The sequence below is a fragment of the Rathayibacter sp. AC182 genome (genome assembly GCF_979253875.1).
Genome location: NZ_CEEDEK010000004.1, coordinates 108735 through 133774, shown reverse-complemented (window position 1 = coordinate 133774; position 25040 = coordinate 108735). Strand labels below are relative to the sequence as shown.

The following is a 25040-nucleotide window of genomic DNA, read 5'->3' as shown; positions in this document are numbered from 1 at the left end:
TGGCGGTGGAGGCTCCGAACTACCGGCTTCGCTGAGTGCTGCTGGTGGGGCGGGTCGACGTCGGATCGCGATGGCGGCCCCTCTGCCTCGATGGGCCTGCGGCCCATACGCCCACCACACCGGAGGGGCCGCCATCCCGATCCGCCGTCGACCCCGTTCCGGGAGTCGGCGGCGGTTCTGCGGGGCGGAATCGTGCGGCGCAGCGCGAGCGGCGCGAGGCGCCGCCGCGGCTGCGCCGGAGTGAGTGGGGCAGCGCCGAGCGGCTGCGCCCGCCGCGGCTGCGCCGAGAGGGGAGGGGGCAGAGCGAGCGGGCGGGCCCCGCCGCGGCTGCGCCGGAGGTCGGGCGACGAGCCCGGCGGGAGCGCACGGCTAAACTCGCTCCGTGACTGAGATCGAGATCGGGCGCGCCAAGCGCGCTCGCCGCGCGTACGCCTTCGACGACATCGCGGTCGTGCCGAGCCGCCGCACCCGCGACCCCGAGGTGGTCTCGGTCGACTGGACGATCGACGCGTACCGGTTCCGGACGCCGATCCTGGCGGCTCCGATGGACTCCGTCGTGTCGCCGGCCACGGCGATCACGCTCGGGCGCCTGGGCGCTCTCGGCGTGCTCGACCTCGAGGGCCCTGGACGCGGTACGACCCGGAGCCGCTGCTCGCCGAGATCCGCGAGCTCCCCGCCGAGCGGGCGACCGAGCGCATGCAGGAGATCTACTCCGAGCCGATCAAGCCCGAGCTCGTGACCGCCCGTCTGGCCGAGATCCGCGCCGCGGGCGTCACCGTCGCCGGTGCGCTCGCCGCAGCGCACCGCGGAGCTCTACCAGACCGTCGTCGACGCGGGAGTCGACCTGTTCGTCATCCGCGGCACCACGGTCTCGGCCGAGCACGTCTCGCGCGGCACCGAGCCGCTGAACCTCAAGCAGTTCATCTACGAGCTCGACGTCCCCGTCATCGTCGGCGGGGCCTCGACCTACACCGCGGCGCTGCACCTCATGCGCACGGGCGCGGCGGGCGTTCCTCGTCGGCTTCGGCGGGGGAGCGGCGTCGACGACGCGCGCGACCCTCGGCATCCAGGCGCCCATGGCGACCGCGGTGGCCGACGTCGCCGGCGCTCGCCGCGACTACCTCGACGAGTCGGGCGGACGCTACGTGCACGTCATCGCGGACGGCGGCCTCGGCACCTCCGGCGACATCGTGAAGGCCGTGGCGGTCGGCGCCGACGCCGTCATGCTCGGCTCCGCCCTCGCCCGCGCGACCGACGCCCCCGGCGGCGGCTGGCACTGGGCCAGGAGGCGCACCACCCGCAGCTCCCGCGCGGCCGCCGCGTGCAGGTCGGCACGGTCGGGACCCTGGAGCAGGTCCTCTACGGCCCCGCGACCGGAGCCGACGGCACCGCGAACCTGATCGGCGCCCTCCGCCGCTCGATGGCGACCACCGGCTACCCGGACCTCATGGGGTTCCAGCGCGTCGAGGTCGTCGTCGCCCCCTACCAGCCCAGCTGACCCTCCGCCCCCGCTCCGAGGGAATCCCCGGACCGTCGAGGGAGCCCGCGCCGGCTGGTTCCCCCGGCCGTTCGGGGTTCCCTCGATGCGTCTGACCCCGGCGCGGGCCAGGCGGACGAGCAGGGGGCGGACGTCGCAGGCGTCGCGCCACGACCAGCGGGCGGCCGCGCACGCACGAGCGGATGCGGTCCTCCTCGGCGCTTCTCGGCGAGCAGGACCTCCTCGGGTGTGCGCCCCTTCAGGAATGCCGGATCGGCGTACTCGCTGATCGCCGTCCGCCTCTCCGACCACCGCCACCTCGTCGAAGAAGAAGTCCACCACTCCGGCCCGCCCCTCGGCGTCGTGGACCGGGTGCTGCAGCACCGGCGCGAGCAGCCCGCCCACGTGCATCGCCACGCGGCTGATCGACTCGAGCGGTGTCTCGGAGGCGGGTCCGCGAACGCGATGACCGCGGCGCTCGCCGTCCGGCCCGAGCCGGCGGCAGATCCGCGTGCCGCTCAGGAGCTCCTCGCGCCGGAGGAGGGGTCGGCCGTCGCCGTCGACGAGGCGCAGGGCGTGGTCGGCCGCGACGACGGCGCGACGGAAGGACGAGAACCGTGCGAGATCGAACACGGTCTGCGCGAGATCCGAGACGGCGAGGCCGTCGACGACCGCGAGGGTCGGGAAGCGCGCGCTCCGGTGCTCGGCCACGCCGTTCCGAGTCCGGCTGCCGACGTCGGTCGCTCCTTCGACGTGGACGACCGTGGCGAGCGGCTCGACCAGGGGGAGGCCCCACACCGCCGCGGCCGATTCCCGGAGGAAGAAGGCGACGACCACGTCGCCGCGACCGCGTCGATGCGCGCCCGCTGCCTCTCGTCGATCGAGGCCCGCGCCCGCGCGTCCGCTTCCGCGTACACGCCCCTGCGCAGACGCACGAACGCGTCCGACTGCCCGCACGCTCCGTCCCGGAGGCTCCACCGCACTCATGCCCTCGACCCTGGCCCGCGTTCTCCTCCATCGGTGCCGGTCCGCCCTGGTCTGTGGAGAGCCCTTCGGGCCCTGTGCCGCGAGGGCCTCCCGAACCGTCGAGGGAGCCCGTAAGGACTGGTTCCCTCGACGGTCCGGGGTTCCCTCAGCAGAGGGACGGCCCCGGCGTTCCTCCGCGGGCGAACGCGGGGAAGGGGCGGCCGGAGGCGCGCCTAAGCTGGAGGCATCCGAGTCAGGAGCGCCGCAGGGCGCGGATGGAGCACGCATGGTCGAGGTCCGCAGGGTCAAGCTGCCCGGTGTCGGAGTGCTGCACACCTTCCTCACCGCCGACGGCGGGAAGGTCGGCGTCATCGCCCACCGCTCGGGGCACAGCGACCTCATCACCTTCGCCGAGGGCGATCAGGACGGCGCGAAGGTCTCCCTCCGCCTGAGCGACGACGAGGCGCACACACTCGCGGAGCTGCTCGGCGGCACGCAGATCACCGAGTCGCTCACCGCGCTCGATCAGATCCCCGGCCTCTCGATCGACTGGTTCACCGTCGACTACGACGACCACATCGCGGGCCAGCAGCTCGGCAAGCCCGCCGACCGCGGCATCGTCGGCCTGACCGTCGTCGCCGTGGTCCGCGGGGATGCGGCCAACCCTGCGCCCGCGCCCGACTTCCGCGTCTTCCCCGGCGACACGCTCGTCGTGGCCGGCAGTCCCGAGGAAGGTCGCCAAGGCGTTCGCCTTCTTCCGCTCGGGCGCCTTCCCCAAGACGGCCGACGCACCCGGAGCCTGAGGATGCACCACGGTGAAGACCTCATCGTCCTCGGGATCCTGTTCGTCGTCGCCTACGTGCTCGGACGCCTCGGGAGGACCATCGGCCTCCCGGCGATCCCCATCTACATGGTCGTCGGACTCCTCGCGAGCCCGAACTTCCACTGGTTCCCGCTCGAGTTCGAGTCGACCTACATCGAGCTGACGGCCGTCTTCGGCCTGATCCTGCTCCTTCAACCTCGGGCTCGAGTTCGACCAGGACGAGTTCTTCGGCAACGCGGGCCGGCTCATCCTCTCGGGCGGCACCTACATCGGCGTCAACATGGCCGTTGGCCTGGGCTTCGGCTTCCTGCTGGGCTGGGGGAGCCAGGAGGCTCTGATCGTCGCCGGCATCACGGCCACCAGTTCGAGCGCGATCGTCACCAAGCTCCTGATCGAGCTCAAGCGCCTCGCGAACCCCGAGACGCCGATGATCCTGGGTGTGACGGTCGTCGAGGACATCTTCATCGCGATCTACCTGGCCATCGTCTCGGTCGTGCTCTCGGGCGAGACCGAGCCGTGGCCGGTGATCCTGAAGCTGCTGATCGCGTTCGCGTTCCTCGTCGTCATGTTCTCGATCGCCCGCTGGGGCGGCAAGGTGGTGTCGCGGCTGTTCCGCACCCGCGACGACGAGCTGTTCACCATCCTCTTCTTCGGTCTCGCGCTGCTGTTCGGCGGCATCGGCGAGGTCCTCGGAGTGACGGACGCCATCGGAGCGTTCCTGATCGGACTGGTCATCGGCGCCACCCGCTACCGGGCGAGGGTCGAGCACATCGCCATCCCGCTCCGCGACGTCTTCGGTGCCTTCTTCTTCGTCAACTTCGGCCTGGGGCTGGACCCGAGCGCCTTCCCGGAGGTCGTCGTTCCCGTCCTCGCTGCGGCCCTGATGACCATCGTGCTGAACCTCGGCGCCGGCCAGTTCGTGGCGTGGCTGAACAAGCTCGGCCCGAGGGCGGGACTCAACGCGGCGTTCATCCTGCACAACCGCGGCGAGTTCGCCCTCATCCTCGCGACGCTGTCGCTGTCGGCCGGTCTCGACGATCGGATCCAGCCCTTCGCCGGTCTCTACGTCCTGATCATGGCGATCATCGGCCCGATCCTCGCGTCGAGGTCCGAGATCATCGGGCAGTTCCTCTCGGATCGGCGCCACCGACCGCGCCGAGCGGTGGCGGAGCAGGGCGCGCTCGCCGAGGAGGAGTTCGCGCTGGTCGAGGCCGCGATGTCCGACGATCAGGAGCCGGTGCGGACCGGGCCGACGCGGACCGCGCCCGCCGCGACCGGACCGGTCGAGGTCCCGCCCGGCCGCGGCCGCGAGCGCGACGAGCTGGACGACGAGTTCCCGGATCCGATGCGCCAGGCTCTGATCGACCAGGCGATGCAGCAGTCCGACGGTGCGGAGACCGACCGGCCGCGCAGGTCCGTCGAGCCCGACTACTGATCCCGGGGAGCTCCCACGCGGACGGGCTAGGCTCGTCGGGTCCACCCGGCGGTCCGCACCGCGCGGAACGAGCGGATCCGGCACGAGCGAGGAACGAATGACGCAGAGCACCGTCTGGCAGGTGGCCCGCCGCCCGCGCTGGATCGGCGCCCTGGTGCTCGCTCTGGTGATCGCGGGGCTCTTCGCCGCACTCGGGCAGTGGCAGGTGGGCCGCGCCATCGAGGCGGCCGAGCCGGATGACGGCCTCTCCGAGACGATCGTCCCCCTGGACCGGGCGGCTGCCCCTCCGCCCCGATCACGGCGGAGGCGGACGGTCAGCGCGTCGAGGCCGAGTCCGTCCTCGTGCCCGGCGGCGCCGAGGTCATCGGCGGGCGCTTGAACGCGGGGGAGCCCGGCTGGTGGGTCTTCGCCCGCACTCGCACGAGCACCGCGGACCTCGTCGTGGCCTACGGCTGGACGGCCGACGAGGATCGCGCCCGCGCCGTGGCCGAGCGCCTCGACTCCGGCGAGGAGTCGGCGCCGACGCAGTACACCGGGCGCCTCGTGGCGAACGAGGCGGCCGAGGCGCCGGAGGAGGGTGCGGATCCGCTCACCCTCACCGCGCTCTCGATCCCCGCGCTGATCAACCGCTGGCCCGATCCACCGGCCGACGTCTACCAGGGCTACGTCGTCGTCGACGAGCCGATCGGCGGCCTCGAGGCGATCGACTCCCCGGCCCGTCAGCAGGACCTCTCGCTCAACTGGCTCAACGTCTTCTACGCCGTCGAGTGGGTCGTCTTCGCGGGATTCGCCCTCTACCTCTGGTACCGCCTCGTGCGCGACGCGTGGGAGAGGGAGATCGAGGAGGCGCTCGACGCCGAGGAGGCGCAGCGCGCCTCCGCCCCTCGGCCGCACCGTAAACTGGACCCCATGCCCCTCGAGCCCAAGCCCGCGCAGTTCCCTGCGATCCGGAGCGCTCTGCGCTTCTACCGGGTGACCTCGATCATCACGGGCGTGATGCTGCTCCTGCTCTGCGCGGAGATGCTCCTGAAGTACGTGTTCCACCTCGAGCTGTTCGCCTTCGGGCAGCAGGGCGTGCTGAACCTCGCGCCGATGTACGAGGTGCCGGGCGGCGAATACGAGTCCAGCGGCACGGGAGCGAACCTCTCGACCGGGATCCTCATCGCCCACGGCTGGTTCTACGTCGTGTACCTCTTCGCCGACTTCCGCCTGTGGAGCCTGATGCGGTGGCCGTTCAGCCGCTTCGTGCTCATCGCGCTCGGCGGCGTGATCCCGACGCTCTCCTTCTTCGTCGAGGGGCGCATCGCGCGCGAGGTCGAGCAGTACCTCGCGCGCCGCACCGCCGGCACCGATCCGAAAGCCCCGACCGACTCCGTGGAGGCCCCCCATTAGCGAGCAGCAGTCCAGCCCGCAGCCGACCCTCAGCTGTCCGCGCAGCCCGTCCTCGTCGTCGACTTCGGCGCGCAGTACGCGCAGCTGATCGCCCGTCGAGTGCGCGAGGCCAACGTCTACTCCGAGATCGTGCCCTCGAACGCCACGGCGGCCGAGATCGCGGCGAAGTCGCCGGTCGGGATCATCCTGTCCGGTGGCCCCTCCAGCGTGTACGAGGAGGGGGCGCCGCAGCTCGACCCCGCGATCTTCGACCTCGGCATCCCCGTGCTGGGCATCTGCTACGGCTTCCAGGTCATGGCGAAGGCCCTCGGCGGAGAGGTCGCGAACACCGGCCTCCGCGAGTACGGGGCGACCGACGCCGCGATCTTCGCGGACGGCGGCGTGCTCCTCGGCGAGCAGCCCGCCGACCAGACGGTCTGGATGAGCCACGGCGACTCGGTCGCCAAGGCGCCGGAGGGCTTCGACGTCCTCGCCTCCACCTCGTCGACCCCGGTCGCCGCCTTCGGCAGCGATGCGCGTCGCCTCTACGGCGTGCAGTGGCACCCCGAGGTGAAGCACTCGACGCACGGCCAGGCCGTCATCGAGAACTTCCTGCACCGCGCCGCCGGCATCCCGAACGACTGGAACTCCTCCAACGTCATCGAGGACCAGGTCGCCCTGATCCGCGAGCAGGTCGGCTCCGGCCGGGTCATCTGCGGCCTCTCCGAGGAGTGACCCGGCCGTGGCCGCCGCGATCGTGCACCGCGCGGTGGGCGACCAGCTGACCCGCGTCTTCGTCGACCACGGACTGCTCCGCAAGGACGAGCGCCGCCAGGTCGAGGAGGACTACGTGGCCGCGACCGGTGTCCGCCTGGTCACCGTCGACGTCCGCGAGCAGTTCCTCGACGCGCTCGCCGGTGTCAGCGACCCCGAGCAGAAGCGCAAGATTATCGGCCGCGAGTTCATCCGCACCTTCGAGGCCGCGGCGGAGGCGCTCGTCCTCGAGGCGCAGGGCGAGGGTGCGTCGATCGACTTCCTGGTGCAGGGCACGCTCTACCCCGACGTGGTGGAGTCGGGCGGCGGCACCGGAACCGCGAACATCAAGTCGCACCACAACGTGGGCGGCCTGCCCGAGGATCTGCAGTTCACCCTGGTGGAGCCCCTGCGCACCCTCTTCAAGGACGAGGTCCGCGCCATCGGCCGCGAGCTCGGCCTGCCCGAGGTCATCGTGGGCCGCCAGCCGTTCCCCGGCCCGGGGCTCGGCATCCGCATCGTCGGCGAGGTCACCCAGGAGCGGCTCGACCTGCTCCAGGAGGCCGACGCGATCGTCCGCGCCGAGCTCACCGCAGCCGGCCTCGACGCCGAGATCTGGCAGTGCCTGGTCGTGCTGCTCGCCGACGTCCGCTCCGTCGGCGTGCAGGGCGACGGCCGCACCTACGGCCACCCGATCGTGCTGCGCCCCGTCTCCTCGGAGGACGCCATGACGGCCGACTGGACGCGCCTGCCCTACGACCTGCTGGCGCGCATCTCGAACCGCATCACCAACGAGGTCGCCGAGAGTGAACCGCGTCGTGCTCGACGTCACGTCCAAGCCCCTGGGCACCATCGAATGGGAGTGGACGCCTCTCGCGTCACTGTGATCGAACGGCTCCTCAGGGGGCCCGTTCGGCGTTTGCGGGGAAGGTCAGACGGAGCTGTCGACGACGCCGACGAAGCGCGTGCCGATGCCGTCGTACTCGTCGCGGCGGTGGCCCTCGGGGTGGTTCGGCCACTCGTCCGGGGAGTGGTCCTCGCAGACGAGGAACGTGAAGTCGGGCCACCACTTCTGGGCCGTGCGGCCTCGGAGCGGCCGCAGATCGCGCAGTCGAGGGTCACCCACACCGGCCGCTTGCCGGTGCGGTTCTCGCGCGACTGGACGAGCCAGGGCGGCGGATCCTGCTCGAGAGCGGCGAACTCCTCCTCGGTGAGACGGGCGCCGAGACCGTGGCGGGCCGCCATCTCGAGGGGGATGTCGAGGCGCTGGGCGGCCTCGCGTCGCGTGATCATCGGTCCACTTAGCTCAGCGCCGGAGTGCGGACCCCGGCTGAGGGGCGCAGCGACGCGCGCGACAGCAGCCACTCGAGCGGGCCCTGACCGACGAACCGGCGCCAGAGCATCGCGAAGGCGATCGAGCCGAGCACGAAGGCCAGCAGGAGGGTCCAGCTGCGCCAGGCGTCGAAGTCGAAGGGCTCGTAGGGGACCAGGTAGACCGCCAGCGCCACCAGCTGCAGGGAGTAGATCGTCAGAGGCATGCCCCCCACTGCGGCGAGCGGAGCGGAGAGCCGCCGGAAAGCGCCGAGCGCTGCCCCAGAGCGGTGAGGAAGCCGATGGCGACGGCCGCGACTCCGCCCGCACCGACCAGCTCGGCGGTGGTGCTCGCGTGGGCCTCGACGCTCTCGGCGCCGCCGATCGCCATGCCGCCGCCGTAGCCGATGACGAGGGAGACCGCTCCGCCGATGACCAGCCAGCGCTGCGTGGTCGCCGAGCGGATGTCGCACCGGGCGACGAGGAGGCCGAGGACGATGTAGGCCAGCCAGGACGGCACCGGGTAGTACTGCGTCAGCCAGAGGAGGGGCTGCTCCGCGAGCAGGGCGGTATCCGGCGGCAGCGTCCGCAGCCAGGCTCCGCCCGTTCCGACGAGGTCGTCGACGATCACGGGACCCAGGACGGCGAACGCGACGACCAGCACGGCGAGCAGTGCCCGGGGGAGGAAGAGGACCAGGGCGGCGAGGGCGAACATCAGGCCGTAGTGCGGCAGGATCACGGCGATCGGCGTCCCGAGCAGGGTCAGCGCGACGCCCAGGGCGAGCAGGTAGAGCCCCCGGAGGAGGATCGACCCGGTGTCGCGCCCGGGGCGCTCGGAGCGGCGTGCGCCGCCGGTCATCAGCCCGATCGACACCCCCGCGAGGACCGCGAAGAGGACCGAGCTGCGGCCGTTCCAGATCATCTCCTCGGTCACCGGGGCGAGATGAGCGGCGAACATCCCGAGCACGGCGATCCCGCGGGCGACGCCGAGGCCGACGATGCGGAGGAGGAGGCGGTCACGGATCCATGCTGCCAGGCGGCCTGGACGGGGGGCCAGCACCCCGGAACGACGACGGGCGCCCGACCCCGGAGGTCGAGCGCCCGACGGCGTGAGCGGTGCGAGGGCTACTCGCGGAAGATCGCGACGAGTCGCAGGATCCCGAGGTACATCCAGACGACCGTGACGAGGATGCCGTAGGCGCCCGTCCAGCCGTAGATGCGCGGGGCGCGGTTGCGCACGCCCTGCTGGATGAACTCGAAGTCCATCACGAGCGAGTAGGTGGCCAGCGCGATCGCGATGAGGCCGATCACGATGCCGATGAAGCCGGTGCGCAGACCGAAGCCGCCGCCGACGCCGAAGAGGCCGAGACCGAGGTTCACGAGCGAGAAGACCGCGTAGCTGATCATGCCGATGAAGAAGATCTTGTTCAGCTTCGGCGAGGTGCGGATCTTGCCGTTCATGAACAGCGCCAGGGTGACGCCGATCACGATGACGGTCGCGAGGAGGGCCTGGACGACCGCGCCCTCGTAGACGTTCTCGAAGATGCCCGAGATCGCACCCACCGCGACGCCCTGGAGTGGCGGCGTAGCCGAGGATCAGAGCGGGGCTCGGGACCTTCTTGAAGGCGTTGACGATGCCGAGGACCAGCGCGACGATCACGGCCGGGAGCATGAGCCCCGGGACGAACCAGCCGACAGCCGCGCCCGCCAGGAGCACGACGAAGGCGAGAGCCGTCTTCGCGAGGGTGTCCTCGACGGTCATCCGGTCGGTCTCCGTGGAGCTCGCGGCCGGACGGTTGTACATCTGGTCGAGCGTGTCGGACGAGACGTCGGGGAGGTCCTGCACGCGGCCGGCGTAGCCGCGGTTGCTGAACTCCGGACGCCCGAAGGCCGGATTGCTGCTTGCCATGGTTCCTCTTCTCTCAGGTGCGCTGGTGTCCGGTGGAGCAACGGAGCTGAGTCGCGGTGGTCGGGATGCTGTGGTGCCGCCGGGTCCTCGGAGAGGACTCCGACGATGTGACCACAGTATCTGAGAACAGCTCTCAGAGTCTGGTTGTTCCCCCCGAGCGAACCGAGTCCTCGCCCGTAGGATCGCCGCATGCCCGACCGCTCCGCTCCACTCGTCATCGGCCACCGCGGCGCGAGCGGCTACCGCCCCGAGCACACCCGCTCCGCCTACGATCTCGCCGTCGCCCTCGGCGCCGACGCCGTCGAGCCCGACCTCGTCGCCACCCGCGACGGCGTGCTGGTCCTGCGGCACGAGAACGAGATCTTCGGGCACCACCGACATCGAGCGCCGACCGGAATTCGCCGACCGCCGGACGACCAAGCGGCTCGAGGGGAAGGACGTCACGGGCTGGTTCACCGAGGACTTCACCTGGCCCGAGCTCTCCCAGCTGCGGGCCAGGGAGCGCGCTGCCCGCCGTCCGCCCCTTCGAGCGCCACCTTCGACGGCCAGTTCCCGCTGCTGCGCTCTCGGACCTGCTCGCCCTGCTCGACCGGGCGGGCGAGGACGCGCCGGGCGCTCCTCCCGGGCTCGTCGCCGAGATCAAGCACGCCGACTACTTCGACTCGATCGGGCTGCCGCTGGACGTGCTGCTCGAGCAGGAGCTCGCCGCTGCCGGCTGGGGCCCCCGCGACCCGAGGCTGACCATCGAGAGCTTCGAGAAGACGGTGCTCGAGCGGCTCGGCGTGCGCGGCGTCGGCACCAAGCGCGTGTTCCTGATCGAGTCGCGGGGAGCGGCGCCCGACCTCGTCGCGGCGCACGGTGCCCGCGCCACTCCCTACGCCGACTTCGTGACCCCGTCCGGACTGCGCAACCTCGCCGGCACGGTCGACGGGGTCAGCGTGGACAAGAGCATGCTGTTCGCCCGCGACGCCGCGGGGCGTGCGACGGGGCCGAACTCGCTGGTCGAGCACGCGCACGCCGTGGGACTCGAGGTCTACACCTGGACCCTCCGCCCCGAGAACCGGTTCCTCGAGGAAGGTGCACCGCCGGGGCAAGGAGCCGGCCGCCTTCGGGGCCTGGCAGGACGAGTTCCGGATGATCCTCGCGACCGGTCTGGACGGCGTGTTCGCGGACCACCCCGATCTCGCACTCGAGGTCGTCGCCGCCCGCTGATCCGGATCAGCGACCTCCCGGCGCGGATGGAGGCGACCGGGAGTGTTCGCTGCCATCATCGGAAGCCCTCTGCGCGGCCCCCTCGCCGCGCCCCGCCCCGCCCCCTCGAGAGGAGGAACCCCGTGTCGACCCGCGCCCGCATCACCCGCCGCTGGATCACCTCCGCGGTGCTCGCCGCGCTCGGGGTGGCTCTGGTCTACTGGCTCGCCGTGCTCACGCCGCAGGGCCAGGCCGCCGAGAACTCCGGCCTGCGCGGAGCCGGCCTGGCCCTCGGCCGGGCGACGGGGACGGCCGCGGGCACTCTGGCCGACATCACTCCGGTCTCGATGATCGGCGGGGCCCTGCTGGCGGCGTCGATCGCGCTGATCCGGCGCCGACCGGCCCTCGCGCTCGCCTCCGTCGGGTCGATCGTGCTGACCGCCGGACTGACGCAGCTGCTCAAGAACGTGGTCCTCGAGCGCCCGCTGCTCGTCGAGACCGACGCCTGGTACACCGGCGGCAGCTTCCCGAGCGGTCACACCGCGGCCGCGGTCTCGGTCGTCTTCGCCCTGGCGATGGTGCTGCCCGCCCGCGGTCGCACCGTCGTGCTCCTGCTCGGCGGCGCCGTGGTGGTCCTGGTCGGCAACCTGACCATGGCGGCGTCGTGGCACCGGGCGAGCGACGTGCTCGGCGCCGACCTCGTCGCGCTGGCCTCCGCCTCCCTCGCCTGCGCCTGGCTCTCGACCCGCGCCCAGCTGGGCCGGGCCCCGCGCCGCACTCCGCGCAGGAACGTGAACAGGCTGCTGGTCGTCTGCTCGGTCGTCGTGGTGCTCGTGCTCGCCGGACTCGCCGTGCAGGGCATCCAGTACTACCCGGACGACACGAAGGATCTGACCGCGTTCGCGCTGCAGCAGCTGCTCGCGGTGTCGACCTCGACGATCGCGCTCGTGGGCTTCGCGCTCGCCTGGCGCGGCCTCGACGTGGGCGGTTCGCTGACGGCGTCCGCGGCTCGGCCCCGAGCGGCCTGACCCGGCTCCCCGTGTCGGAGGGTCGATCTACACTCGGAGGGACATGAGCCTCCTCTTCGATCCGAGCGATTCCCGCGCCACCCCGGTCATCGTCGGCGCCCCCGGCGACGGCGCCTCCTTCAGCGACCCGGCGCACGAGAAGCTCGTCGCCGGCCTGAACCCGCAGCAGCGCGAGGCGGTCGAGTACCGCGGCGACGCGCTGCTCATCGTCGCCGGCGCCGGCTCCGGCAAGACCAGCGTGCTCACGCGCCGCATCGCGAGCCTCCTCGGCAACGGCGAGGCCTGGCCGGAGCCAGATCCTCGCCATCACGTTCACCAACAAGGCGGCGGCCGAGATGCGCGAGCGCGTCGAGAAGCTCGTCGGGCAGAGCGCCGAGGGGATGTGGATCTCGACCTTCCACTCGGCCTGCGTGCGGATCCTGCGCCGCGAGGCCGAGAACTTCGGCATGACCTCCTCCTTCACCATCTACGACTCCGGCGATCAGCGCGCACTGCTGAAGAGGATCGTGAAGGACCTCGAGGCCGACTCCCTCGGCATCACCGTCGCGAGCGCGTCGTCGAAGATCTCGAAGCTCAAGAACGAGCTCGCGGACGTCGACTCCTACGCCCGCACCGCCAACATGAGCGACCCGAACGAGGAGATGTTCCTCCAGGTGTTCCGCGCGTACTCGCGGGCCCTCGAGAGCTGCCAACGCCTTCGACTTCGACGATCTCATCGCGCAGACCGTGTACCTCTTCCGCGCCTTCCCGCACGTGGCGGCCAAGTACCAGCGGCGCTTCCGCCACGTGCTGGTCGACGAGTACCAGGACACGAACCACGCGCAGAGTACTCGCTGATCCACGAGCTGACCCGGCCGGTGCCGCGGGCGACGATCGACGCGGCGCAGTTCGACCGCCCGTACCGCGGCCCGGTCACGGCCGACGGGTCGATCCCCGGCGCCTCCCTGACGGTCGTCGGCGACTCCGACCAGTCGATCTACGCGTTCCGCGGCGCCGACATCCGCAACATCGTCGAGTTCGAGCGCGACTTCCCGGGCTGCCGGGTGATCCTGCTCGAGCAGAACTACCGCTCGACCCAGAACATCCTCTCGGCGGCCAACGCGGTCATCCTCGAACAACTTCGACCGCCGTGCCAAGAACCTCTGGTCCTCCAGCGGCGACGGCGAGAAGATCATCGGCTACACGGGCTACTCCGGGCACGACGAGGCGCAGTTCGTGGTCGACGAGATCGCCCGGCTGCACGCCGCGGGCACGGGCTACGACGAGATCGCCGTGTTCTACCGCACGAACGCGCAGACCCGCGCGCTGGAGGAGATCTTCATCCGCTCGGCGCTGCCGTACCGGATCCTCGGCGGCACGAAGTTCTACGAGCGGGCCGAGATCAAGGACGCGCTCGCGTACCTCATCACCGTGGCGAACCCCGCCGATGTGCTCGCGCTGCGGCGGATCATGAACACCCCCAAGCGCGGCATCGGCCCGGCGACGGAGGCGCAGCTGCAGTCGTTCGCCGACACCAACGGCGTCACGCTCCGCGAGTCGATGCGCAACGCGGGCTCGCTGGGCATGGGGCCGAAGGTCACCAAGGCCATCGTCGACCTGGCGACGCTGCTCGACGAGTGCGCGATGATGCTCGACCCCGGCCGTCCCGAGGGGGAGGCGAAGGTGCACGAGGTGCTGACAGCGCTGCTGACCCGCAGCGGCTACCTCGACATGCTGCGCGCCAGCCGCGATCCCCAGGACGAGGCGCGGGCCGAGAACGTCGACGAGCTCATCGCCGTGACCAAGGAGTTCGCGCGCAACAACCCCGACGGCGGACTGGTGGACTTCCTCACCGAGGTGTCGCTCGTCGCCGCGGCGGACGACCTCGAGGACGACTCCGGCACGGTCTCGCTGATGACCCTCCACACCGCGAAGGGCCTCGAGTACGACGCGGTGTTCCTCACGGAGCATCGAGGAGGACCTCCTCCCGCACCGCATCTCCGCGAACGAGCCGGGCGGTCCGGCCGAGGAGCGGCGGCTCTTCTACGTGGGCATCACCCGCGCCCGCAAGCGGCTCTACCTGTCGCTCGCGATGACGCGTGCGCAGTACGGCGAGACGTCGGTCGCGATGCCCAGCCGCTTCCTCCAGGAGATCCCCGGGGAGCTCATCGAGTGGCGCCAGTCGCCGGGGGCGGCGACGTCGCGCGGAGGCACTCAGCCGCGCGCGCTGAACGCCCAGCGCCCGGGCTTCGGCCGCTCGCGCTCGAACACCGAGTTCCGCGAGGCGCTCGCGGCGGCTCCCAAGGCCAAGGCGGAGTTCCCGAACCGCATCACCGGCATGGTCCGCGACAACGGCGACCTCGAGCTGATCGCGGGCGACCGCATCCGGCACACCGATTTCGGCGAGGGCCGGGTGAACGCGGTGACCGGAGAGGGCACCAAGCGCGTCGCGCACGTGCTGTTCGACGCGGTGGGCGCCAAGAAGCTGCTGATCAAGGTCGCGCCGATCGAGAAGCTGTGAGGCGCGCGGCGCCGTGACCGCCCCGGTCCCGGCGCCTCGCGGAGCGTCACGGCGGCGCGGTTCGCGACCGAGGCGTTCTCGCCCGCGGTCCTCGCCGTGGTGGTGCCGATCGTGGCCGGAGCCCGGGTCGCCGATCCGCCGCTGCTCGGGATCGCCTGGGGTGCTCTCGCGGCGCTGTTCGTCGGGGTGCTGCCCTACCTCGCGATCCGGCTGCTGATGCGCTCGGGGCGGATCCGGGGCGACCACCACGTGCCGGAGCGGCGCGAGCGCGCGCTCCCGATCGCTCTCGCGCTGGTCTCGATCGTCGTCGGCCTCGTGCTGCTCGCCGCGTTCGGCGCTCCGGCGGCCGTGACGACCTTCGGTCTCGTGACGGTGGCGGTCGTCGTGGCGGTCGGCCTGGTGAACCTCATGTGGAAGCTCTCCGGGCACGCCGCGGTCGTGGCGACCTGCGCGGTCGTGGTGCTGATCGCCTACGGGCCCTGGTCGCTGCTGCTCTCGGTGCCGGTCGTGCTCTGGACCGGATGGTCGCGCGTCCGGCTCGCGGCGCACACGCCGGCGCAGGTGCTGGCGGGGGCCGCCGCGGGCGCCGTGCTCGCCTCCGTCGTCTGGTCGCTGCTCGGCTGACGCGCCGGGGAAGCGCCGCGAGATGCCGGTCCGGTACGCGCGGCGCGGGCCGCGCACGGGACCGGCATCTCGCGCGGAGTCAGTCGCAGGCGATGCCGTCCCCGTCGCGGTCGAGGTCGTAGATGTCCGGAGCCCACGACCGTCACCGGCCCGCGCACGTAGGAGGGGCCGTTGCCGGATCCGGCGGCGCAGTCGACGTCGGAGTCGATGGGGACGCAGTCCCCGGTGTAGTTGGAGTCGCAGCCCGACGCCGCAGCGGCAGCCGGCGCCGGAGCGGGCGGCGGCACCCGGGTTCCGACGCGCGTCACATCGTCCACGGGAGCGGTCGTGACCGCCTCGGAGACCTGGGTCCGCGACACCTCGACGCCGTCGTGCTTCACGATCTCGACGGTGCGGGTGAGGACCCCGTCGCTGCCGGCGATCACGACGCTGCTGCCCTGGTCGGCGGTCGGGTCCTCCTCCGTCCGCGCGGCGCGGGGCACCGGCGCGGTCTCGGTCACGGTCTCGGTCGTGACGACGACCGTCGGCGTCGGGACGGCCGTGCGCGTCGGTGCCGGTGAGGCCGTCCGCGTCGGCTCCGCCGTGGGGGCCGGCGTCGCGGTGCTCGCGGCGACCTGCTCCTGGGCGACGGGCGCCGGTGCGGTGGCGCCGTACGCGCTCGAGCCGACCAGCAGGGCGGCGAGGGCCCCGGCCGCGACGAGTCCCGACGTGCGGCGACGGCGCCGCGAGCCCCAGCCAGGTCGGTCGGCGCAGCAGGACTCCGTAGACGCCGGTGATCAGCACGACGAGCGCGACCAGGAGGACCGCCGACCAGAGGCCGCCCGAGAGCAGGCCGACCAGCGCGAGGAACGCGGTCGCTCCTCCGCCGATCCACTGCAGCGGAGTGAGGGCGCAGCCGCGTGAGCCGGACGGAGCCCAGGCGCAGCGGTCGGCGCCGCCGAGGGCTCCGGAGCCGGGGCGGCGCGTCCTGCGGACGTCGATCGCGGGGAGAGGGGGCGGGAACGAGCTGGGCACGGTCGGGTACTTCCTGAACGGGAGGGGGAGGTCGCCCCAGTATCACCCGTCCGGGGTACGACTCCCGTGCCCCGTTCGCGGGCGACGCTCGCACCGGTCGCCGCGGGATGCCCTTCCGGTACGCGACACGGCGCGCCGCGCGGACCGGAGCGGCCCCTCGCGAGGCCGATCAGGAGTAGCGGGCCACCAGCTCGCGCTTGAGCACCTTCCCGCTCGAGGCCCAGCGGCAGAGCATCGACGAACTCGATGCGGCGCGGGAACTTGAAGGCGGCGAGGTGCTCGCTCGCGAAAGCGATCAGCTCCTCGGCGCCCGCCGTCGCCGACGGTCCGAGCACGACGGCCGCGACGACCTCCTGCCCGTGCTTCTCGTCGGCCACGCCGAAGACCGCGGCGTTGGCGACGGAGGGGTGCCCGATCAGCACCTCCTCCACCTCGCGCGGGTACACGTTGTAGCCGTTGCGGATGATCATGTCCTTCGTCCGGTCCAGGATCCGCACGTAGTCCTCGTCGTCCTTCGTGCCGAGGTCGCCCGTGCGGAACCAGCCGTCGACGACGGCCTCCGCCGTCGCCTGCGGGTTCCCGAGGTAGCCCTTCATGAGGTTGTGCCCGCGGATCACGATCTCGCCGAGCTCGCCCCGCGGGAGCAGCTCCACCCGGTCCTGCACCTGGGCCCGTGCCACCTCGACCTCCACTCCCCAGATCGGGGTGCCGACGGTGCCCGCCCGCGGCGGAACGCCGACGTGGTTGAAGGTCGCGACGGGAGAGGTCTCGGTGAGCCCGTAGCCCTCGTAGATCTCGACGCCGAACACCTCGCGGAACCGCTCGATGACCGCGACGGGCAGCGCCGCACCTCCGGACACGGCGTAGCGCAGGGGCGGGCGGTCCGGGCGCCTCGTCGCCGCGTCGAGCAGCGCCACGTACATGGTGGGCACACCTCGAACACGGTGCAGTCGTGCGCGATCATCGCCTCGAGCGCGGCGTCGCCGTCGAACTTCGGCACCAGCACGACCGTCGCGGCGGTGCGGAACGCGGTGTTCATGGCGCAGACCTGCCCGAAGGTGTGGAAGAGCGGGAGCGCCCCGAGCACGACGTCGCCGCGGTGCAGGTCGAAGGTGTTCATCAGCAGCACGTCCGACTGCGACACGATCGCGAAGTGCGTCCCCTCCGCTCCCTTGGGCCGGCCGGTCGTGCCGCTCGTGTAGAGGATCGTCGCGGTGTCGGAGGGGGAGCGCGGGGCGTACCCGTCGATCGGCTCGGCCTCGGCGGCGAGGTCCTCGAGGCGGGCGAACGGGGACTCCGTGCCGTCGGGGACCATCACGCTCAGCACGGGGACGCCGGCGAGCTCGGCGCCGGCCGCTCCCTCCTCCAGCAGCGGCGCGGCGCAGATCAGCGCCGCCGCTCCGGGAGTCGCGGAGCACGTAGGCGATCTCGTCGTGCTTGAGCAGCGCGTGCACCGGGACGACCACAGCTCCCAGCGCGAGGACCGCGAAGTAGCCGCGCGGGAAGTCCGGCACGTTCGGCACGAGCAGCGCCACCCGGTCGCCCGGCCCGATGCCGCGGGTCCGCAGCGCTTCCGCGTAGGCCCGCGTCTGGTCCCAGAGCGCGGCGTAGTCGAGTGCGAGCGGACCGACCCGGATCGCGATCGTGGTCGGAGTGCGCCGGGCGGCCTCGGCGAGGATCGCGGCGACCGAGAGGGTGCCGGAGCCGGGCGGGGCGGAGGGGGCCTCGGACGATCGCGGTTCCGTGCTGCTCATGAATGCTCCCGTCGTCGTCGACAGCCGCGGCGGAGGCCGGGTGGTTCACCGTAGTCCCGGCCCGTGCCCCGATCGAGGGATCCCACCGGATGCCCAGCCCTCAGCGCGTGAGAGCGCGGTGGCGGAGGATCACGAGGGGCCCCGGCACCGTGAGCGCCAGGCTGTGGCTCACCGAGCCGAGCAGGAGCCGGAGGAAGGCGCCCCGACCGTGGCTGCCGACGACGAGCAGGCGGGCTCGGAGGCGACCTCGCTGAGCTTCTCGACCGGGTTGCCGCGCACGAGGAGGTGCCGGATCTCGAGGTCGGGGCAGCTGTCGCCGAGGCCCACCAGCGATTCGGCGAGCACGAGGTCCTCGTCCTCCTCGATCGCGTCGATGACCCGGCGCTCCACGGGGACGGCGTCGGCCCAGGCGCCCGGGAGCTGCCAGGCGTGCAGGGCGAGCAGGGGCTCGCCGAGCCGGTCGGCCTCGTGCGCCGCGAGCCGGATCGCCTCGAGCGACACCTCCGATCCAGTCGACCCCGACCGCGACACCGGTGCGGCCCGGCTCGACGGGTCCCGGATCAGCGCGACCGCCGAGCGCGAGGCCGCGGCCACCCGGACGGCGACGGGCGCGGCCACGGCGAGACCGCGGCGGGCGAGCGGATGCGCGCCCAGCACCAGCAGCGCACCCGCCGGCGCCGCCTCCGCCAGGACGTGCACGGGATCGCCGTCGAGGAGCCGCACGCGCACGGGCACCGAGGCGTACTCGCGCTCGGCGAGAGCCCTCGCCTCCTCGAGCGCGGCTCCGGCGGCTCGGCGCTGCGCCACCGCGGCATCCGGGACGCGCCCTCGCGCCGGCTCGACCACGCTCACGAGCTCGGCGGGCAGCCGATGCCCCTCGGCGTAGTCGAGCGCCTAGCGCAGGGCGTCCGTGCTCCGATCCGATCCGCTGACTCCGACCACGACCGCGTCCATGCTGCGCCTCCTCATCGAGTGCTGCTCTCGGCCGCATTCTCCTCCGTCCGGCCCGCCCGCGGGAGTGCCGGACGGAGATCCGCGCCTCGCCGTAGAGTCGCAGGATGCGTGGCGAGGCGACCCTGTACACCGATGCGATCGCGACGGCGCCCTTCGCCCTGGCGGTGATCGCCGAGGCGACCGGGTCGCGCGTGGTCGGCGCCCGGACCGCCGATGCGCACGTGCCGCTCTACAGCGGACCCACGAGCGCCCGCGTCTCGGTGTCGGGCTTCGGCGACAGCGTCCCGATCTCGGTCGACGTCCGGGACGAGCGCGGAGTCGAGGAGGCGCGGGCCGCCGCGCAGGCGCTGGGCCTGGAGCTCGCGGCCTACGCCGGCTGGAGCATCACCGCCGGCTTCTAGAGCCGTGTCGACCAGGCCGAGCGGAGCACGCGAGATCGTGATCGGCACGGCCTAGGCGTCGGCGAGGGTCGCCCGGCGCACCTGCGCGAGGTAGAACCGGCTCGGCGAGGTCCGCACCCGGGCGGGCAGCAGCCGGTACACCGCGAAGGTGCGCGCGAGCGCGCGGTCGAAGCGCGCCTGCTGCCGCTCGCTCCAGCGGAAGCCGAAGGGCTCGCGGAGCGACGGAGGGAGCAGCCCGGCGGTCATCAGCCGCAGGTACGGTCCGAACGGGCGGAGGTACCACGCGGCGATCAGCTCCGCCGAGGAGGTCGTGCGCGACGCGGCGCGCCTCGGGAGTGACGTGCAGGCGGCCCACCTGCTCGTCCCAGTAGGCGTCGAACGCCGCACGGTCGGCGGGCCACGACGCGTCCGCCATCTGCAGTGAGGTGCCGACCACGCGCGAGCGGTCGACCAGGTCGTCCGCCTGCTCCCGGGTCATCGGTCCGAAGGCGCCTTCGTAGAGCTGGAGCATCGACTGGGTGAGGGTCGCGGCGACCCAGCGCTGCAGCTCCGGATCGAAGGCGCTGTAGCCGGGTCCGCGGACGGGCCCGTGCGCCCGGTTCACCCGGCGGCGCACCGCGTGGACGTCCTCCGGGGAGCCGTAGTGCAGCGCGTAGAGGTAGGAGAGGGTGCCGTGCAGGCGCCCGAGCGCGCGGTGCACGAAGTCGGAGTGCTCGGCCACTCCGGCGCCGACAGCGGGGTGCGCGATCTGCAGCAGGATCGCCCGAGCGCCCGCGACGAGGAAGACGCCCTCGCGGAACACGTCGCGCTCCGGGCGGGGGCGGGTCCTCGGGGGCATGCGTCCACGCTACGCGGCGCGGGAAGGGCGCAGCGCGTGCGGAGTAGAGTTGTCGCGGCCCAGGACCGTGCCGAGACTCCGGCGCAGACGGGCCGCATCGGACTCGAAACGCAAGCGCGCTCAGCGCGGAATGGGAATGCAGCGTGGATCTCTTCGAATACCAGGCCCGTGATCTGTTCGAGAAGTACGGCGTCCCCGTGCTCCCGGGCATCGTCGCCGACACGCCCGAGGAGGTGCGCGCCGCCGCCGAGAAGCTGGGCGGCGTCACCGTCGTCAAGGCGCAGGTGAAGATCGGCGGCCGCGGCAAGGCCGGCGGGGTCAAGGTCGCGAAGACCGCCGACGAGGCGGAGGAGGCGGCGAAGTCGATCCTCGGCCTCGACATCAAGGGCCACGTCGTCAAGCGCGTCATGGTCGCGGGCGGCGCCCGCATCGCGCAGGAGTTCTACTTCTCCGTGCTGCTGGACCGGGCGAACCGCTCCTACCTCTCGCTCACCTCCTACGAGGGCGGCATGGAGATCGAGCAGCTCGCCGTCGAGCGCCCCGAGGCGCTCGCGCGCGTCGAGGTCGTCGCCGGCCAGGGCATCGACCTCGCCAAGGCGGAGGAGATCGCCCGTGCGGCGAAGTTCCCCGAGGAGCTGATCGGCAAGGTCGCCCCGGTCCTCGTGACGCTCTACGACGTCTACACCGGCGAGGATGCGACCCTCGTCGAGGTGAACCCGCTCGTCCTCACCGAGGAGGGCGACATCGTCGCGCTCGACGGCAAGGTCTCGCTGGACGAGAACGCCGGCTTCCGCCACCCCGAGCACGCCGCGCTCGAGGACAAGGACGCCGCCGACCCGCTCGAGGCGAAGGCCAAGGAGAACGACCTCAACTACGTGAAGCTCGACGGCGAGGTGGGCATCATCGGCAACGGCGCGGGCCTGGTCATGTCGACCCTCGACGTGGTCGCCTACGCGGGCGAGCGCCACGGCGGCGTGAAGCCCGCCAACTTCCTCGACATCGGCGGCGGAGCCCCGCCCAGGTCATGGCGAACGGCCTCGACGTGATCCTCGGCGACGAGCAGGTCAAGAGCGTCTTCGTCAACGTCTTCGGCGGCATCACCGCGTGCGACGCCGTCGCCAACGGCATCCTGCAGGCGCTCGAGATCCTCGGCGACACCGCGACCAAGCCGCTCGTCGTCCGCCTGGACGGCAACAAGGTGGAGGAGGGCCGCGCGATCCTGCAGGCCGCCGCCAACCCGCTCATCACGCTCGCCGCGACCATGGACGAAGGCGCCGACAAGGCCGCCGAACTCGCCGCCGCGTAACGGACCCGACGACTCAAGGAATCAGAGAACAAGCATGTCGATCTTCCTCACCAAGGACTCCAAGGTCATCGTCCAGGGCATCACCGGCGGCGAGGGCACCAAGCACACCGCGCTGATGCTGAAGGCCGGGACCAACATCGTCGGCGGCGTCAACGCGCGCAAGGCCGGCACGACCGTCACCCACGGCGACGTCGAGCTGTCCGTCTTCGGCACCGTCAAGGAGGCCATCGAGGCCACCGGCGCAGACGTCTCCATCGCCTTCGTCCCGCCCGCCTTCTCGAAGGACGCCGTCATCGAGGCGATCGACGCCGAGATCGGCCTCCTCGTCGTCATCACCGAGGGCATCCCGGTGCAGGACTCGGCCGAGTTCTGGGCGTACGCGCAGGAGAAGGGCAACAAGACCCGCATCATCGGCCCGAACTGCCCCGGCATCATCACGCCGGGCGAGTCGCTCGTGGGCATCACCCCCGCGACGATCACGGGCAAGGGCCCCATCGGCCTCGTCTCGAAGTCGGGCACCCTGACTTACCAGATGATGTACGAGCTGCGCGACCTCGGCTTCTCGACCGCCATCGGCATCGGCGGCGACCCGATCATCGGCACGACGCACATCGATGCGCTCGCTGCGTTCGAGGCCGACCCCGAGACCAAGGCGATCGTCATGATCGGCGAGATCGGCGGCGACGCCGAGGAGCGCGCGGCCGACTTCATCAAGGCCAACGTCACCAAGCCGGTCGTCGGCTACGTGGCGGGCTTCACGGCTCCCGAGGGCAAGACGATGGGCCACGCCGGTGCCATCGTCTCGGGCTCCGCGGGCACCGCGCAGGCCAAGAAGGAGGCCCTCGAGGCCGCGGGCGTGAAGGTCGGCAAGACGCCGTCCGAGACCGCCGCGCTGCTGCGCGAGGTCTTCGCCTCGCTGTAGTACCCACGGGCGCGTCCAAACGGGCGGGATCGACTGCTCCGGCAGCGATCCCGCCCGTTCCGCGCATTCCGGGTACCGTCGGGGGGTGACCCGCAGACTCGGCCTCGACTTCCTCACCTTCGTCCCGTACCCGGAGGGGCCCGAGAAGCCGGGCGACGCCGCGCGCAGCCTCGAGGACGGGCTGGCCCTCTTCGAGCTCGGCGAGGAGCTCGGCTACGGCACCGGCTGGGTGCGCGTGCGCCACTTCGAGCGCTACCTCGCGTCGCCGATGACCTTCTTCGCCGCCGCCTCGCAGCGCACGCGGCGCCTGCGCCTGGGCACCGCCGTGATCGGCGCCCGCTACGAGGCGCCCATCCGCCTCGCCGAGGACGCGGCGACCGTCGACCTGCTCTCGGGCGGCCGTCTCGATCTGGGCGTGAGCAGCGGATTCGCGCACCTCGCGTCGGTCTTTGACGGGGTCTTCGGTCAGGGCGAGGGCGAGTTCCGCGCCCAGGCGCAGGAGCGGATCGAGCGACTCCGGCAGGCTCTGTCCGGAGAGGTGCTCGGGATCGCCGAGTCGGCGCTGATGTCGGTGCCCGTCGGCGACCCGCTCGTGCAGCACCCGCACGCCCCGGGGCTGGCCGACCGGATCTGGTACGGCGCCGGCTCCGTCTCCTCCGCCGTGCGCGCCGGTGAGCAGGGCATGCACCTGCAGGTCTCGACTCTCAACACCGAGGAGACCGGTCTGCCGTTCGCCGAGCAGCAGGCCGTCCAGATCCGCGCCTACCGCGAGGCGTTCCGCGCCGCGCATCCGGAGCGGACCTCCCGCGTCACCGCGGGCCGCATCGTGCTGCCGCTGGTCGACGACGCCGACGAGCGGGCCCACCGCCCCTTCATCGACGGCTACCTCGCCCGGATGAACGACGACGGCACGCCGCGCACCGCCGACCGCTCGATCATCGCCGCTCCCATGCGCTTCAGCCCGCTGCACGTCGGGTCGCCGGAGGAGATCGTCGCCTCCCTCGCCGCCGATCCCGCCCTCGCCGAGGCGGACTCGCTGACCCTGACGCTCCCCGCGGTGGGCGGAGTGGAGTCGCACCGGCGGATCCTGCGGACGGTCGCCGAGCGGATCGCTCCGCAGCTCGGCTGGGCGCCCTCGCGCTAGCTAGCGGCGCCGATCGAGCAGCCGCCGCACCGGCGTCTGCAGCAGCAGCACCAGCAGCCACCAGAGCGAGGGCGCGGCCATCGCGAGCACCAGCGCGAGCACCAGCAGCCCGAACGGGACCAGCGCCCCGCGCAGGGCACCCCGCCGACCCCCTCCTGCAGCAGCGCCGGGTGCCGGGCCAGGTGCCGCTCGATCAGCACCAGTGCGCCGCTCATCACCGTCATCGTCCCGAGGTACAGGCCGATCGCTCCGCGGGTGTCGGGGAGCAGCGCGATCACGCTCGTCGCGAAGGGGAAGAACGCCACGGCGGCGAGCCAGAGCAGACCGAGCCGGGCCAGGCCGCCGTCGTAGTCGTCGACGAGCTCGAAGACGCGGTGGTGGGGGATCCAGAACACGGCGATCAGCAGGAACGAGAGCGCGAACGCGAGCACCTGGTCGACGTGGCCGTTGAAAAGTGCCGCCACGCCTCCTCCGTCGGCCGCGATCCGGGGCGCGAGCTCCACCAGGGGCAGCACCAGGAGGGTGATCGCGATCGCGACGGTCGCGTCCGAGAAGCCGACGAGCCGGTCCAGCCCGCGGGCGGTGCGGACGGGACGAGCGGGTGCGGTGCGCCGACCGCGGTGCAGCAGGCGCTCGAGCGGTCCGGCGAGCAGGAGCAGCAGCAGCCAGAAGAGGCCGACCGCTGGCACTATCACCGCGAGGAGGAGCGCCGCCAGCAGCAGTCCGAGGACGATCACCGAGCGCGTCAGCGGCTGCCCGGTCCCGCGGGCGGCGAGGTCCGGATCGCGGCGCAGCAGCAGCCGCATCCCGAGGGTGGCGGCGCTCGCCGCGGCGATCACCCCGATGTAGGGGGCGACGACGGACGGGTCGTCGGTGGACGCGCTCGAGAGCAGGTTCGCAGCGAACGGCAGCAGCACGATCGCGGCGAGCCAGACGAAGTCCACCGCGACGAGAGCGGGGGAGTAGCGGCGCACCTCCTCGAAGACCGCGTGCTGCACCAGCCACAGGCGTCCGATCACCGCGAACGTCACGACGAAGGCCGAGAGCGTGCCGACGTGGTCCGCGAGGAGCGGGCCGAGGCCGCCCGACCCGCCCTCTTCGACCGCGTCGACGAGCGGGAGCACCAGGAAGGTGATCGCGATCGCCGTCACGGCGTCGCTGAAGTTCACGAGCCGGTCCAGGCCCCGCTCGGTCCGGTCTGCTGGGGTCCTGGTCACGGCTCGACCCTAGGGCGTGCGGACGCGCCCGAGCGTGCGGCTGAGCAGCCGGAGCCGGGCCCGCCGGTAGGCTCGTCGAGCCCATGAACCGGATCACCGTCG

The 25040-nt window shown here is 72.3% G+C and carries 18 protein-coding genes and 10 pseudogenes; 17 read left to right on the top strand and 11 right to left on the bottom strand.

Going from position 1 to position 25040, the window contains the following annotated elements:
• Positions 1-382: 382 nt before the first annotated feature.
• From AC0CII_RS08770 to guaA, 8 genes and pseudogenes are all read left to right on the top strand, one after another.
• Positions 383-1498: pseudogene (locus tag AC0CII_RS08770) on the top strand (GuaB3 family IMP dehydrogenase-related protein).
• 228 nt (positions 1499-1726) lie between these two features.
• Positions 1727-2578, top strand: coding sequence for a hypothetical protein (locus AC0CII_RS08765; RefSeq protein WP_465229181.1), 852 nt, complete (start codon positions 1727-1729; stop codon positions 2576-2578).
• Positions 2463-3116: pseudogene (locus tag AC0CII_RS08760) on the top strand (TrkA C-terminal domain-containing protein); the annotation flags it as partial. The gene AC0CII_RS08765 and the pseudogene AC0CII_RS08760, both read left to right, overlap by 116 nt.
• 397 nt (positions 3117-3513) lie before the next feature.
• Positions 3514-4701: a cation:proton antiporter gene (locus tag AC0CII_RS08755; RefSeq protein WP_465229283.1), complete on the top strand. Its 1188-nt coding sequence runs from the start codon at positions 3514-3516 to the stop codon at positions 4699-4701.
• A gap of 97 nt (positions 4702-4798) precedes the next feature.
• Positions 4799-5080 carry a hypothetical protein gene (locus AC0CII_RS08750; protein WP_465229180.1) on the top strand — a complete coding sequence of 94 codons (282 nt, stop codon included), beginning with the start codon at positions 4799-4801 and terminating at the stop codon, positions 5078-5080.
• A pseudogene (locus AC0CII_RS08745) lies at positions 5044-5424 on the top strand (SURF1 family cytochrome oxidase biogenesis protein); the annotation flags it as partial. The gene AC0CII_RS08750 and the pseudogene AC0CII_RS08745, both read left to right, overlap by 37 nt.
• 186 nt (positions 5425-5610) lie before the next feature.
• Positions 5611-6093, top strand: coding sequence for a DUF3817 domain-containing protein (locus AC0CII_RS08740; RefSeq protein ID WP_207405337.1), 483 nt, complete (start codon positions 5611-5613; stop codon positions 6091-6093).
• A gap of 33 nt (positions 6094-6126) precedes the next feature.
• Positions 6127-7712: pseudogene (gene guaA, locus AC0CII_RS08735) on the top strand (glutamine-hydrolyzing GMP synthase).
• A 44-nt stretch (positions 7713-7756) separates the two neighbouring features.
• Here the strand turns inward: guaA and AC0CII_RS08730 are convergent.
• From AC0CII_RS08730 to AC0CII_RS08710, 5 genes and pseudogenes are all read right to left on the bottom strand, one after another.
• Positions 7757-8118: pseudogene (locus AC0CII_RS08730) on the bottom strand (DUF5997 family protein).
• Between the two features lie 8 nt (positions 8119-8126).
• Positions 8127-8363, bottom strand: a complete 237-nt coding sequence (locus AC0CII_RS08725; RefSeq protein ID WP_465229179.1) for a DUF418 domain-containing protein — start codon at positions 8361-8363, stop codon at positions 8127-8129.
• Complete coding sequence (locus AC0CII_RS08720) at positions 8354-9196, bottom strand: DUF418 domain-containing protein (RefSeq protein WP_465229305.1); 843 nt, start codon at positions 9194-9196, stop codon at positions 8354-8356. Before AC0CII_RS08720 ends, AC0CII_RS08725 begins: the two co-directional genes overlap by 10 nt.
• Positions 9197-9261: 65 nt before the next feature.
• Positions 9262-9699: a Bax inhibitor-1/YccA family membrane protein gene (locus AC0CII_RS08715; RefSeq protein ID WP_465229282.1), complete on the bottom strand. Its 438-nt coding sequence runs from the start codon at positions 9697-9699 to the stop codon at positions 9262-9264.
• A gap of 76 nt (positions 9700-9775) precedes the next feature.
• A pseudogene (locus AC0CII_RS08710) lies at positions 9776-9898 on the bottom strand (Bax inhibitor-1/YccA family protein); the annotation flags it as partial.
• Positions 9899-10234: 336 nt separating this feature from the next.
• On the opposite strand from AC0CII_RS08710, the gene AC0CII_RS08705 reads away from it, so the two are divergent.
• The 4 genes and pseudogenes from AC0CII_RS08705 (at position 10235) to AC0CII_RS08690 (ending at position 15388) form a co-directional block, all read left to right on the top strand.
• Positions 10235-10786: a glycerophosphodiester phosphodiesterase family protein gene (locus tag AC0CII_RS08705; RefSeq protein WP_465229178.1), complete on the top strand. Its 552-nt coding sequence runs from the start codon at positions 10235-10237 to the stop codon at positions 10784-10786.
• Entirely contained in the window at positions 10729-12264 is a 1536-nt protein-coding gene (locus AC0CII_RS08700) for a phosphatase PAP2 family protein (RefSeq protein WP_465229177.1), read from the top strand. Before AC0CII_RS08705 ends, AC0CII_RS08700 begins: the two co-directional genes overlap by 58 nt.
• 43 nt (positions 12265-12307) lie before the next feature.
• Positions 12308-14764 (top strand): annotated as a pseudogene (locus tag AC0CII_RS08695) (ATP-dependent helicase).
• 96 nt (positions 14765-14860) lie between these two features.
• On the top strand, positions 14861-15388 hold the full coding sequence (locus AC0CII_RS08690) for a phosphatase PAP2 family protein (protein ID WP_465229176.1): 528 nt from the start codon (positions 14861-14863) through the stop codon (positions 15386-15388).
• A gap of 347 nt (positions 15389-15735) precedes the next feature.
• On the opposite strand, the pseudogene AC0CII_RS08685 reads toward AC0CII_RS08690, so the two are convergent.
• Positions 15736-15870: pseudogene (locus tag AC0CII_RS08685) on the bottom strand (G5 domain-containing protein); the annotation flags it as partial.
• 28 nt (positions 15871-15898) lie between these two features.
• Between AC0CII_RS08685 and AC0CII_RS08680 the strand changes: the two are divergent.
• Positions 15899-16291: a hypothetical protein gene (locus AC0CII_RS08680; protein ID WP_465229175.1), complete on the top strand. Its 393-nt coding sequence runs from the start codon at positions 15899-15901 to the stop codon at positions 16289-16291.
• A 280-nt stretch (positions 16292-16571) separates the two neighbouring features.
• Here the strand turns inward: AC0CII_RS08680 and AC0CII_RS08675 are convergent.
• The 3 genes and pseudogenes from AC0CII_RS08675 to AC0CII_RS08665 all read right to left on the bottom strand — a co-directional run bounded on the left by AC0CII_RS08675 (position 16572) and on the right by AC0CII_RS08665 (position 19008).
• Positions 16572-18156, bottom strand: a pseudogene (locus AC0CII_RS08675) (long-chain-fatty-acid--CoA ligase).
• Positions 18157-18256: 100 nt separating this feature from the next.
• Entirely contained in the window at positions 18257-18340 is an 84-nt protein-coding gene (locus tag AC0CII_RS08670) for a hypothetical protein (protein ID WP_465229281.1), read from the bottom strand.
• Positions 18325-19008 (bottom strand): adenine nucleotide alpha hydrolase family protein, encoded by a 684-nt coding sequence (locus AC0CII_RS08665; protein WP_465229304.1) that lies wholly within the window; start codon positions 19006-19008, stop codon positions 18325-18327. The genes AC0CII_RS08670 and AC0CII_RS08665 overlap by 16 nt, the downstream gene beginning before the upstream one ends.
• A 206-nt stretch (positions 19009-19214) precedes the next feature.
• On the opposite strand from AC0CII_RS08665, the gene AC0CII_RS08660 reads away from it, so the two are divergent.
• On the top strand, positions 19215-19511 hold the full coding sequence (locus AC0CII_RS08660; protein ID WP_207405359.1) for a Rossmann-fold NAD(P)-binding domain-containing protein: 297 nt from the start codon (positions 19215-19217) through the stop codon (positions 19509-19511).
• Here AC0CII_RS08660 and AC0CII_RS08655 read toward each other — a convergent pair.
• Positions 19495-20349, bottom strand: a complete 855-nt coding sequence (locus tag AC0CII_RS08655; protein ID WP_465229174.1) for an oxygenase MpaB family protein — start codon at positions 20347-20349, stop codon at positions 19495-19497. The two genes, AC0CII_RS08660 and AC0CII_RS08655, sit on opposite strands and share 17 nt — an antisense overlap.
• Positions 20350-20492: 143 nt before the next feature.
• Between AC0CII_RS08655 and sucC the strand changes: the two are divergent.
• The 3 genes and pseudogenes from sucC (at position 20493) to AC0CII_RS08640 (ending at position 23721) form a co-directional block, all read left to right on the top strand.
• Positions 20493-21655 (top strand): annotated as a pseudogene (gene sucC / locus AC0CII_RS08650) (ADP-forming succinate--CoA ligase subunit beta).
• Between the two features lie 34 nt (positions 21656-21689).
• Complete coding sequence (gene sucD / locus AC0CII_RS08645; protein ID WP_465227937.1) at positions 21690-22577, top strand: succinate--CoA ligase subunit alpha; 888 nt, start codon at positions 21690-21692, stop codon at positions 22575-22577.
• An 85-nt stretch (positions 22578-22662) separates the two neighbouring features.
• Positions 22663-23721: an LLM class flavin-dependent oxidoreductase gene (locus tag AC0CII_RS08640; protein WP_465227938.1), complete on the top strand. Its 1059-nt coding sequence runs from the start codon at positions 22663-22665 to the stop codon at positions 23719-23721.
• Here the strand turns inward: AC0CII_RS08640 and AC0CII_RS08635 are convergent.
• On the bottom strand, positions 23718-24938 hold the full coding sequence (locus AC0CII_RS08635) for a TMEM175 family protein (RefSeq protein ID WP_465229173.1): 1221 nt from the start codon (positions 24936-24938) through the stop codon (positions 23718-23720). The two genes, AC0CII_RS08640 and AC0CII_RS08635, sit on opposite strands and share 4 nt — an antisense overlap.
• Positions 24939-25040: the final 102 nt, after the last annotated feature.